The 12,953-nt window shown below is 40.4% G+C and carries 6 protein-coding genes; all 6 read right to left on the reverse strand.

Annotated features, from left to right (window positions below):
* The coding region (locus A3EE_RS21430) for a PKD domain-containing protein (RefSeq protein ID WP_342662000.1) at window positions 1-4,751 on the reverse strand (4,751 nt) is incomplete at its 3' end.
* A 125-nt stretch (window positions 4,752-4,876) separates the two neighbouring features.
* Window positions 4,877-7,798: an Ig-like domain-containing protein gene (locus A3EE_RS21435; RefSeq protein ID WP_157447021.1), complete on the reverse strand. Its 2,922-nt coding sequence runs from the start codon at window positions 7,796-7,798 to the stop codon at window positions 4,877-4,879.
* Between the two features lie 24 nt (window positions 7,799-7,822).
* A complete protein-coding gene (locus tag A3EE_RS21440) occupies window positions 7,823-10,969 on the reverse strand; it encodes an Ig-like domain-containing protein (protein WP_018343880.1) in 3,147 nt (1,048 codons plus the stop codon).
* A gap of 11 nt (window positions 10,970-10,980) precedes the next feature.
* Window positions 10,981-11,511 (reverse strand): DUF6702 family protein, encoded by a 531-nt coding sequence (locus tag A3EE_RS0112970; RefSeq protein WP_018343881.1) that lies wholly within the window; start codon window positions 11,509-11,511, stop codon window positions 10,981-10,983.
* Window positions 11,508-12,074 (reverse strand): HupE/UreJ family protein, encoded by a 567-nt coding sequence (locus tag A3EE_RS0112975; protein WP_018343882.1) that lies wholly within the window; start codon window positions 12,072-12,074, stop codon window positions 11,508-11,510. The genes A3EE_RS0112970 and A3EE_RS0112975 overlap by 4 nt, the downstream gene beginning before the upstream one ends.
* 183 nt (window positions 12,075-12,257) lie before the next feature.
* Window positions 12,258-12,953, reverse strand: a 696-nt coding sequence (locus A3EE_RS0112980; RefSeq protein WP_026209763.1) for a T9SS type A sorting domain-containing protein, incomplete at its 5' end; no start/stop codon positions are given.

Below are 12,953 nucleotides of genomic sequence, written 5' to 3' on the forward strand. Positions count from 1 at the left end.
GTACCGCCTACACAAACAGAGCAATTATCTAAGTATGCTGTGCCGTTTGGAACACCTGCACAATCCAGGCAAGATGTTTCACTCTTTCCGCAGCCGCAATTTCCGGCAGCTATTTTTGCAGGGTCGTTCGGACAAGCATCACCTGCTACTGAAACATAACCTGTCGGTTGTGTACATGAACTTGTTGTTACACTTGGATCACCTTTGCCATCGCCATCCAGATCCTGATACCAAGTGATGGATGCAGTAACGGTTATTGTTGTACCTGTAGAAGTTGCAGAGCAGCTGTTGTTGTTGGTTACTTTAACGGTATATGTTCCTGCAGCCGTTGCTGTGTAGGTAGCATTTGTTGCGCTAGCAATTGTACCTGTTGCATTCGACCATTGATAGGTTAAACCAGTTCCTGTGTTAGCAGAAAGAATTACTGAACCACCAGTACAGAATGATGTAGCAGGAGCGTTGATCGTTGCTGTTGGCAATGCATTTACAGTGATTGTTGTTGGAGTAGAAGTCGCAGAACATGAACCGTTATTTACAGTTACGGTATATGCTCCGGCAGCCGTTGCTGTGTAGGTAGCATTTGTTGCGCTAGCAATTGTTCCCGCTGCATTCGACCACTGATAGGTTAAACCTGTTCCGGTGTTTGCAGAAAGTGTAGCAGAACCGCCTGTACAGAAAGAAGTAGCAGAAGCAGTGATGCTAGAAGTTGGTAATGCATTTACAGTAATTGTTTTTCCAGTGGATGTTCCGGTACAAGAACCATTGCTTACTGAAACAGTATATGTATTTGCAGCAGTTGCTGTATACGTAGCATTTGTTGCGCCAGAAATTGTTCCGGCGGCATTCGACCATTGATACGTTAACCCTGTTCCGGTGTTTGCTGAAAGAAGAACAGATCCTCCTGTACAGAAGCTGTTAGAAGGTGAAGTGATCGTTGCAGTTTGTGAAGCAGTAACAGTTATTGTTACACTAGATGAAGTAGCAGAACAGTTCGTGCTGTTTGTTACTTTAACCGTATACGTCCCTGCGGCAGTTGCTGTATAAGTTGTATTCGTTGCGCCAGCAATAGTACCCGCAGCATTCAACCATTGATAGGTTAATCCAGTTCCGGTGTTTGCAGAAAGAATTACTGAACCACCTGTACAGAACGAAGTCGCAGGTGCTGTTATCGTTGCAGTTGGTAATGCGTTAACTGTGATTGTTGTTCCTGTAGAAGTTGCAGAACAGGTACCATTGTTTACTGTTACCGTGTATGTTCCTGCAGCAGTTGCTGTGTAGGTTACATTTGTTGCGCTAGCAATTGTACCCGCTGCATTCGACCATTGATAGGTTAATCCAGTTCCGGTGTTTGCAGAAAGAATTACTGAGCCACCTGTACAGAAAGATGTAGCAGGAGCGGTGATGGTTGCAGTTGGTAATGCATTAACTGTAATTGTTGTTGCCGTAGAAGTTGAAGAGCAATTATTTGTGTTTGTTACTTTCACGGTGTATGCTCCGGCAGCCGTTGCTGTGTAGGTTGCATTTGTAGCGGCAGCAATTGTTCCTGCTGCATTCGACCATTGATAAGTCAATCCAGTTCCGGTGTTTGCAGAAAGTACTACTGAGCCACCTGTACAGAACGAAGTCGCAGGAGCGGTGATAGTTGCAGTTGGTAATGTGTTTACAGTTATTGTTGTTGCAGTAGAAGTAGCTGAACAATTGTTCGTATTAGTGACTTTCACGGTATATGCTCCGGCAGCATTTGCTGTGTAGGTTACATTTGTAGCGGAAGCAATTGTACCCGCTGCATTCGACCATTGATAAGTCAATCCTGTACCCGTATTCGCAGAAAGAATCACTGAACTGCCTGTACAGAACGAAGTAGCAGGAGCGGTGATGGTTGCAGTTGGTAAGGCATTAACTGTAATTGTTGTTGCAGTAGAAGTTGCAGAACAATTGTTTGTATTAGTTACTTTCACGGTGTATGCTCCGGCAGCAGTTGCTGTGTAGGTTATATTTGTTGCAGAAGCAATTGTTCCTGCTGCATTCGACCATTGATAAGTCAATCCAGTTCCGGTGTTTGCAGAAAGTACTACTGAGCCACCTGTACAGAAAGATGTAGCAGGAGCGGTGATGGTTGCAGTTGGTAATGCATTAACTGTAATTGTTGTTGCCGTAGAAGTAGCTGAACAATTGTTCGTATTAGTTACTTTCACGGTGTATGCTCCTGCAGCAGTTGCTGTGTAGGTTACATTTGTTGCAGAAGCAATTGTTCCTGCTGCATTCGACCATTGATAAGTCAATCCTGTTCCGGTATTTGCAGAAAGAACTACCGAACCACCTGTACAGAAAGATGTAGCAGGAGCGGTGATGGTTGCAGTAGGTAATGCATTAACGGTAATTGTTGTGGCCGATGCTACTGCAGTACAAGCGCTGGCATTTGTTACGCTTACCGTATAAGATCCTGCAGCAGTTGCTGTGTAGGTTGCATTGGTTGCATTGGCAATAGGAGATAGATCTTTGATCCATTGATACGATACACCTGTGCTTGCTGTTAATGCGGTTGAACCTCCTGTACAGAAAGATGTGGATGGAGTTGTAATGGTTGCTGTACATGTTCCGGTAGTTGTTTCTCCATAGGCAATTCCACGGCCAACCGTACTCATATATACTCTGCCGAATACATTCATGTCGCCAATAACAAATTGTCCGTTACCCGGACCGCCGTATTCGTGCGCATCGTCGTTTACTCTTGTCCAGTTTGCTCCCTGATCAATAGATGCAAACACACCTGTAACACCTCCTACAGTTCCCCAAATATAAATAGTAACATAGGATGCTGTAGGTGCTGCTTTACCAAAGCCAACGGCATCACAGCGTGTAACATTCGTTAATTTTGTAAAGGATGCACCGGAATTGGTTGAATGTGTTAAGCCTCCATAATATAAAGGAACCCAGATATCACCTTCAATGCCGGGAACTGTTCGGATGATCTTAGAACCGCCTGTACCCGGTGAACCTGAAGATGAGAAATTAGCACCGCCATCGGTACTTACCATCATTACACCGCTGGTGCTGTTGTATGCATAGATCTTATTTGAATTTACCTGATCCGCAACAGGTACAGCATCAGCTATACTTACGCCGTTAGAGGTAGTCCATGCTGTACCGTTATTGGTTGAACGGTATATAGTAGAAGATCCTTCCGGACAATGCAGGATCGTATTTCCGTTTGCAGAAAGAGCAAGTTTACCTTTATAGCCATTGATACTGGATGTCTGTGTCCACGATGTTCCCTGGTTTGCGGTGTAATACATTTTTCCTCCATTTGTTGCATCACCACCTACGCGCACCATTTTACTTGTGCTTAAAGCAGCTACGGCTAATCCAGTAGTCGTTCCCATACGTGGAGTATGAATAGGAGCGTATTGTGTAATATCTGTATGAACAAAACCGTCGTAATCACCGATCACTGAAACAAGCGGACCGCCTGGTATGCTAACAATATCCAGCGGTACTGTTTCTTCAATTCCTTTGCTCAGAAATTTCCATGTGGTTGAAGTAGCATTTACATTTTCGCAAATAAATAATCCGTTACCGGAAATAACATATGCCTGTGCTGTATTAAATGGATTGAATTCAATGCAGCCTGCCCAGTGAATAGAGTTGCTGCCAATCCAGGTGCAGCCGTTTGGATCTAAGGTAATGCCGCTTCCTACAAGATCTTTCCACGTTGAACCACCGTTTGTACTTAAATAAAAACGATCGCCGTATACGCCTGTGTATTGTGGTAAATATTTATTTGTAGTTGATGCGATTAATCTTTGTGGGTTGTTTGGATCTACACTGATTCCTCCATAACCATAACCTGCAACAGGTGTTACATCTGTCCATGCGCCGCTTGTTGTATTGTATTTCCATACCTGACCGGTAGTGATGTTCCATGGACCTTCGTGATCTGCATAGGTAATATACATATTGCCATCACTTGCTAGGGCCGCGCGTTGCGGCATCAAAGCTGGTCCACCTGTTACTGCACTGAAAGAAGTGCCGCCGTTAGTACTTTTATAAAAGTTATTACTGGTTTGTGAAACACCAAAGAAGATGGTTTGAGAAGCATTGCCTGTTGTTGCGCTTTTCGGATCAATCAATACAAAGCTTATTCCATTATCATTTGCTGTGCTGGTAACACCCGTTGTTACTCCGCTCCAGCTTGCTCCCGAATTTGTACTTTTAAAAAGTCCGTTACGTCGTGAACCACAAAATAAGATAGAACCTTTATTCGGATCAACTACTAGTTTTTCTCCATTCTGTCTGCCCATGCCATTGCCATGTGCTTTGAATTGAGAAGTTACATCTGTCATGGCGAAGGTAGCACCATAATCTGTTGATCGGAGGATTGCTGTTTTTCCTGAATTAAAATAATCTGTACCTACAAGCATGTATACATTTTTAGATGCCTGTGGATCCATTGCCATAGATTCTACTCCTTGAAATCCTGTTTCGCTTTCAGAGTTCCAGTCTAATAAAGGAATCCATTTTGAATTTGTTGCATCCCAACGGTACGCTCCACCAACGTCTGTTCGTGCGAACATAACGTTCTGTTCCGTTTTACTTGTGATGATGCCGGATACAAAACCACCGCCGCCAATGGCAACGTTGCTCCAATTGTAAGTTTGTGAATAGGTCAACGTGTTTGTGAGGAGAAAAAGTATAAGGAGAGCGATTCCTTTAATACTCTTCTCAATCGGGTGATTGTAGAATGTATTCATTCAGTTGGTTATTTTGTTTGGTAATTAAAATTACATTTTTTAAAGGAATAATCATATCTAAAATTTGATATAATTATATACACATTCATGGATTTTTACATCCTCAAATGTGTTTAATGAACAGTTTAATATTTTATAGCCTTGGTTGTATACACCTCTGTTTCTGTTTCTATCATGATAAAATAGATACCAGAAGATAATGATTCACCCATTTGAATTTCAGACGCATTTATACCTTGTCTGTATTCTATAATAAGACCTTGGAGATTTAAAAAGGTAACGGATCTGATGATTTTATTTTCAAGGGAAATGGTTAGGCTATTGGTAAATGGTTGAGGGTAAGTTGATACACTATTTTGTATGTTTGAACCACCCGTTGTACTTGTTGTAATACAAACAGTTTTTCCTGTTGTTCCTCCTACACAGATAGAACAATTGTCTAAAAATGCAGTTCCGTTTGGTGTGCCATTGCAATCCAGACAAGATGTTTCGCTTTGACCGCATCCACAGTTTCCTGATGTAATTTTGTTAGCATCGGCCGGACAATCATCTCCTGAATTTGCAACATATCCGGTTGGTTTTGTGCAGGCATTTAATGTATTGGCAATATCTCCGACACCATCGTTGTCTATATCTGCATACCATGTTACTGTTGATGTAACAGAAATTTGTGTAACCGCAGAAGTAGCTTTACAACCTTCTGCATTTGTTACTTCCACGGTATATGCGCCCGCAACAGTTGCTGTATAGGTTACAGCGGTTCCAACCTGCGTTGTTCCGTTAAACCATTTATAAGATGCGCCAGCACTTGAAGTAAGTACAACAGAACCACCTGTACAGAATGAAGTAGCAGGGGATGTTATTGTTGCTGTTGGTAGTGCATTTACTGCAATTTGAGTAACAGTAGAAGTTGCTTTACAACCTGCAGCATTTGTTACTTCCACGGTATACGCACCTGCAGCAGTTGCAGTGTATGTTGCAGCGGTTCCAACCTGTGTAGTACCGTTAAACCATTTATACGATGAACCTGTGCTTGCTGTAAGAAGAACCGAACCGCCAGTGCAGAAAGAGGTAGCAGAGGATGTAATGGTTGCAGTTGGTAATGTATTCACTGAAATTTGTGTAACTGCAGAAGTTGCTTTACAACCTGCAGTATTTGTTACTTCCACGGTATAAGCACCTGCAGCAGTTGCAGTATATGTCGCAGCGGTTCCAACCTGCGTAGTTCCGTTGAACCATTTATACGAAGCACCAGTACTTGAAGTAAGAAGAAGCGAACCGCCTGTACAGAACGAAGTAGTAGGAGCAATAATAGTTGCCGTTGGTTTGGTAACCTGTAAGACAAAGGTGCTCGTTGCTTTACATCCGTTTGGATCTGTATAGGTTACAATATAATTTCCTGCATTGGCAACGGTTACATTAGATAGAACAGGATTTCGTAAGGTCGAAGTAAAGTTGTTTGGGCCTGTCCAGCTCCATCCTGCAGCAAGGTTTGGCTGCGGGCCTAAATTGACGGTGCTTGCTTCACAAACAGTAGCGGTTGCCGCCGTGAGCCATGCATCTGCATCTACTTTTACAAACTGTGTAATTGAAGGAAGCGGATTTACGGTGATTGTTTTTACTGCAGCTGTAGCTTTGCAACCTACAGCATTTGTTACTTCTACCGTATAATTTCCTGCAGCAGTTGCTGTGTATGTTGCAGCAGTTCCAACTTGTGTTGTTCCGTTAAACCATTTATAGGATGCACCTGTACTTGCAGTTAATACAACGGAACTACCTGCACAAATAGCAGTTGTAGATGAAGTGATACTGGATGAACATGTTGTTGCGCCTGCATAGATAGCGGTATAGGATGTTGCTGCTGTGCCGGAAGTAACGGTAGTTAATGTTGCTGTTGAAATTTGTGTGTTCGCAGCATTGTTCCATTTTTGAAATGTGCTGGATTTTTTTGGAATTGTTTTTAACGTAACGGTTAAACCTGAAGGATAGCTGTATGATTTTGTTGTCATGCTGTCTTTGCCCACAGGATTAACACTAACAGCAATTGAATATTGTGGTTTGATATTACTGATTAAGTTTGCCATATCTGCACGTGCAGATAATTCGCTAATTCCTTGAACAATCATACGTGCATTGCAGATTGCACCCATCTCTTGAAAGTGTGTACCATCTGTGATTCCAACTGGATAGTTGGGATATTCTCCTGGATTAAAACCTTTATAGATGAAATGTTGATTGTAAACCGATCCATATGTTTTGTATAAATTCCAAGATTTCATATTCAAGTCTACAAATGCAACATTCAATTCATTTGCAACTTCAAGCATTGCGCCACGGTAATTATTTCCATTTTCAGTAAAGACATTTCGCATAGTTGTGCCTGTCCATGCATTCAATACCATTGGAGAAATTAATACAGGTATTGCACCTTTCGCTTTTGTTTCATTGCAATACATGATTAAATAATTTTTGTAATCTGCCACAGGTGTATATCTACTTGCGTTAGAAAAATCTCTATCATTATGTCCCCACTGTATAAAAACATAATCTCCCGGAACAAGAGCATCTCTAATGGGTGTCCAACGACCTTCTTCAAAAAAACTCCGAGAACTTCTTCCTCCTATAGCTTTGTTTGTAAAGGAAAGATTGGCTGTATTGAAAAAGGAAGGAATTACTTGTCCCCAGCCAGCCCAAGGATAATCTGATGCGGAGTAATTACATACCGTTGAATCACCGATAATGTATATCTTTATAATGGCACCTGCTGCAGTTACTAAAAAGGAGCTTTCAATTTCGGTTTTTTCTCCTCGTATATTCGTGATTTCAACTTTATATGTACCTGTTTTTTTTATTGCAAGATCTCTTTTAGTTGCCCCTTCAATCTTTTCCCCATTTATGTACCATTGATGAATCAATGCATCCGGTGCAGAAATTGAGTGATGTTCTTGATCTACTCGTATGGTTGTATCTACATTAATGGCGTAGCTTGTATTTATTGATAAAAAAATAACGCATGCAGCTAAGATTAATTTTGAAAATATTTTCATAAAATTGGTCATTAAGAAGATAAATTATTTTTTCACAACTTTGGTTGTATACAAACCCTTTTCGGTTGTGATGATTACGGTATAAAGTCCGGAAGAAATGGTTTCACCAAGTGTTATCTCTTTTGTATTTAATCCGTTCTTTGTTTCCACAAGAGTACCAGATGCACTGATAATGGTGTAGGATTGTATTACTCCAAAGTTTTCTACAGTGATTGTTGTGTTGATATCAAACGGTTGTGGTACTACCGATATATTTGCTGACGTTCCATTCACAGTTGCAGTTGTAATACAAACGGTCTTTCCTGTTGTTCCGCCTACACAGATAGAACAATTGTCTAAAAATGCAGTTCCGTTTGGAGTGCCATTGCAATCGAGGCAAGAAGTTTCGCTTTGACCACAACCGCAGTTGCCGGCTGTGGTTTTATTTGCATCTGCCGGACAAGCATCTCCGGAAGTTGCAACGTATCCGGTTGGTTTTGTGCATGCATTTATTGTGCTGGCAATATCTCCAATACCGTCATTGTCTGTATCTGCATACCATACTACTGTTGATGTAACAGAAATTTGTGTAACCGCAGAAGTAGCTTTACAACCAGCAGCATTTGTTACTTCTACCGTATATGAACCCGCAGTTGTAGCTGTATAGCTTGCAGCGCTTCCAACCTGTGTTGTTTCATTAATCCATTTATAAGATGTACCAGCACTTGAAGTAAGTACTACTGAACCACCTGCACAGAATGAAGTTGAAGGTGTAGTAATTGTAGGAGTCACCTGCGTTGACTCTGCAATTTGTGTTACCGCAGAAGTACTTTTACAACCTGCAGCATTTGTTACTTCCACGGAATACGCACCTGCAGCTGTTGCTGTATATGTTGCATTTGTTCCAATCTGAGTTGTCCCGTTAAACCATTTGTAAGAGGAGCCTGCACTTGCAGTAAGTACTACCGATCCTCCTGTACAGAAGGATGTAGCAGGTGATGTGATCGTCGCATTCGGTGCTGTATTCATTGTAATTTGTGTTACCGCAGAAGTACTTTTACAACCTGCAGCATTTGTTACTTCCACAGTATATGCACCCGCAGTAGTTGCGGTATAGGTAGCAGCGGTTCCAACCTGTGTAGTACCGTTGAACCATTTATACGAAGCACCAGTACTTGAAGTAAGAAGAAGCGAACCGCCAGTGCAGAAAGAGCTAGCAGGGGATGTAATGGTTGCAGTTGGTAATGTATTCACTGAAATTTGTGTAACTGCAGAAGTTGCTTTACAACCTGCAGTATTTGTTACTTCTACGGTATATTGACCCGCAGCAATTGCTGTATAGGTTGCAGCAGTTCCAACCTGTGTACTACCATTGAACCATTTATACGATGCACCTGTGCTTGCTGTAAGAAGAAGCGAACCGCTTGTGCAGAAAGAGGTAGCAGGGGATGTAATTGTTGCAGTTGGTTTGGAAACCTGTAAAACAAAGGTGCTCGTTGCTTTACATCCGTTTGCATCTGTATAGGTTGCAATATAATTTCCTGCGTTTGCAACAACGATGTTTGAAAGAACAGGGTTTCGTAATGTCGAAGTGAAATTATTTGGTCCGGTCCAGGTCCAGCCTGCAGCAAGGTTTGGCTGCGGACCTAAATTGACGGTACTTGCTTCGCAAACAGAAGCTGTTGCTGCTGTGAGCCATGCACCTGCATCTACTTTTACATAGTGCGTAATTACAGGAAGTGGATTTACGGTGATTGTTTTTACTGCAGAAGTTGCTTTGCAGCCTGCAGCATTGGTAACTTCTACAGTATAATTTCCTGTAGCTGTTGCAGTATAGGTTGATGCTGTTCCAACCTGTGTTGTTCCGTTAAACCATTTATAGGATGAACCGGTACTTGCTGTCAATACAATCGAACCGCCGGCGCAAAATGTAGTTGCTGTGGATGAGTTAATAGATGCACTACATGCTGTTGATCCTGTATACATTGCCGTATAAGATATCGCAGCTGTGCGGGATATTACAGTTGTTTGTGTTGCTGTAGAAAGTTGTGTTCCTGTAGCAGTATTCCATTTTTGAAATGTGCCTGTTTTTTTGGGAATCGTTTTTAATGTAATCGTTAAACCTTGCGGATATGTTGTGGTATGAGTTGTTACGCTATCTGATCCAACAGGATTGACATAAACAGCAATCTGATATTCAGGTTTTAAAAAAGGAATGAGTTTTTTTACATTAGGATCAGCGCTTAATTCACGGATTCCTTGTGTTACTAATTTTGCCATTTCTATCGCACCCATTTCCTGAAAATGTACCTGGTCGTTATTTCCATTTGGATAATTGGGGTATTCTCCTGGCAGATAATTATTGTATAATAGTCTTGTGCAATATTTTTGGCCGACAGATTCCATCAACACTTTTGCTTTTGCATCCAGATCAATTAGTGGAACTCCTAAGCTTGCAGCTACTGTTCTTGTTGCAACCGGATGGTCGTGATAAGCATCATAAACAGTGCCATTCGCATTCCACGCATTTCTTCTAAGTGTTGCAACTAAAACTGGATAAGCACCTTTTGCTTTTGTTTCATTTACATATTTTGTTAAATAGCTTTCAAATTCCCCACCTGTTGGGGTATAGCGCGCTGGATCAGTACTATTCCGGTCATTGATTCCAAATTGAATAAAAACAAAATCACCAGCTTGTAGTGCATCTCTTACTGCCGGCCAAAAGTCGTTGTAAAAACTTTTTGAACTTGTGCCCCCAACAGCTTTATTTATAACAGATACGTTTGCTGCATTAAAAAATATAGGCAGTACTTGTCCCCAGCCTTTTCTTGGATAGTAGCCTGCTGTATAATCCTGCACGGTAGAATCTCCAATCGTAAAGATCCGGATGATGGCTCCTGCAGCAGTTAAGCCAACAATGGTGTTTTTTTCTATAACATCTCCACTCAATGTTGTGCGTTCAACTTTATAAAAGCCGGCTGACGTTACAGCTAATTCGCGATCTATAGCACCTTCAATTTTAATATTGTTCAGATACCATTGATAACGTGTTCCTTCTGGAGCAATTAAACTATGTTCTGTTGCCCGGATAATTCCATTTGTTTCTTTATCCGCTGGTGTATATGTGTTTGCACGTACTGCAATAGTAGAGAAGCAAAAAATGAATGCGATGTAAAGTTTTAAAAATTTCATATTAAAGTATGTTAATATTGAATAAGTTTTTTTACATCATCATTTTGATTTTCAAATGTGAGTGTTTTTGTTTCTCTGTTTTCCAGTATTATTTTACTTATATTTTTTTGTTCAGGTATACCATCAAATAATAAAGTATTTTTCAATTCGAAGGATTTTATTGTCTCTGGATTTTTATACGTGCATTCATATGTCAACCACACTGTTTTTATTTGTGTAGATAGATTGTCGTCTATCAAAGAATTTTTGAATGTATATGGGACGGCAGTATTATTTATAGTTATAGCAAAGTTTGATTTTACATATGTATTCAAATGCGTTAAAGTTGCATTGTCTACTTGTGTTCCATTGAAATAAACAGTTTTTTTAACAATTTGAGATAGGGTTGAAGATAGGTCATCAGCAAAGAATTTTATTTTTATCTGCATGACATTCTTTTTCATTGTGATTTCACTTGTTGAAATTTTAATTTCATGTAGTATCTGAAAACTAGATACTGCAAGTAGTATGGTTAGGCAGCTGACAATGATGTTTGTTTTCATATTCTTTCAATTAATAATATAATAGCCGCTGAAGTGCCGACACCTGAAAAGAAAATTTTCCAGTCGTATTGTTTTATGGTAGTCCAGATGTTTAAGAGCACATACGTTGTAAAAAAAAGTACAACAATAAGAATTTGTCCAATTTCGAGTCCTATGTTGAAACTTGCCAGTTCTAGCAAAATACTATCGCTCATGGATATTGCAGAAAAGAAATTGGAGAAACCCATTCCGTGTATACATCCAAAGAACAAGGCTAGTGCATAGTGAAATAACTGCTGTTCTTTTGTAGGTGTATAGATCAGGTTTGAAAGGCTTGTAATTAAAATTGTGATCGGGATCAATAATTCAATGATATAGGAACTAAAGACAATAATTTTTAAAGCAGATAATAATAATGTGATGGAATGACCGATGGTAAATGCAGTAACCAATACCAGAACTTTTCTCCATTCCCGGGTAGAGTAGATGCAACATAAGGTTATGATGAATAATATGTGATCATACCCTTTTATGTCGGAAATGTGTGTGAAACCTAATGTTAAGTATGTCCAGAATTCCTGCATCTTTTTATACGGTTATGCCTTTGCTGGATTATTCCAATAAAGACATGAGAAATTAGTTTTGTCTAATTAAAAGACATAAAAGTTCTAAAAAAGTAACCAGTATTATGAGGATAATTTTTAAAATATTGTAAGTGTTTGTTTGTGAGTTAATTATGTATTATGGTCCGACGCGACTGATCATATTTATTTTTTTATAATCTTCGTTGTGTACGTTCCTTGTTCTGTCGTAATAATCACTGTGTAGAGTCCGGATGCAATGTATTCACCAAGTGTAACCTCTGTTGTATTTAATCCTTGTCTTGTTTCTACAATTGCACCTGATGCACTAATGATGGTGAACGATTTAATCATTCCGTAATGATCTACAGTAATTGTTGTGCTTAGATCAAAGGGTTGAGGTACTACATTGATATTTGCAGACGTACCGTTTACGGTTGCAGTTGTGACACAAGCTGTGTTGCCTGTTGTTCCGCCTACACAAACTGAGCAGTTATCTATGAATGCGGCTCCGTTCGGAGTGCCATTACAATCTAAACAGGAAGCTTCCGTATGACTACAACCGCAGTTACCTGCTTGCGTTTTTCCTGCATCGGCCGGACAAACATCACCTGCTATGGCAACGTATCCGTTTGGTTTGGTACATGCATTTACTGTGTTTGTAATATCACCCAAGCCATCATTGTCTGTATCCGCATACCATGTTACGGATGATGCAATGGATATTTGTATGGGAGCAGAAGTTGCTTTACAACCTGAGGCATTTGTTACTTCTACGGTATACGCACCTGCAGCAGTTGCTGTGTAGCTCGCAGCTGTTCCAACTTGTGTTGTACCATTAAACCATTTATAAGAAGCACTAGTACTTGTAGTAAGAACTAC

Origin of the sequence: Cytophaga aurantiaca DSM 3654, assembly GCF_000379725.1 — a bacterium.
Classification (GTDB): Bacteria; Bacteroidota; Bacteroidia; order Cytophagales; family Cytophagaceae; genus Cytophaga; species Cytophaga aurantiaca.

Bases quoted from the DNA above. Each gene is read 5' to 3' on its own strand.
- A3EE_RS21435 (WP_157447021.1), bottom strand. From the start codon at position 7,798: ATGAAAATATTTTCAAAATTAATCTTAGCTGCATGCGTTATTTTTTTA.
- A3EE_RS21440 (WP_018343880.1), bottom strand. From the start codon at position 10,969: ATGAAATTTTTAAAACTTTACATCGCATTCATTTTTTGCTTCTCTACT.
- A3EE_RS0112970 (WP_018343881.1), bottom strand. From the start codon at position 11,511: ATGAAAACAAACATCATTGTCAGCTGCCTAACCATACTACTTGCAGTA.
- A3EE_RS0112975 (WP_018343882.1), bottom strand. From the start codon at position 12,074: ATGCAGGAATTCTGGACATACTTAACATTAGGTTTCACACACATTTCC.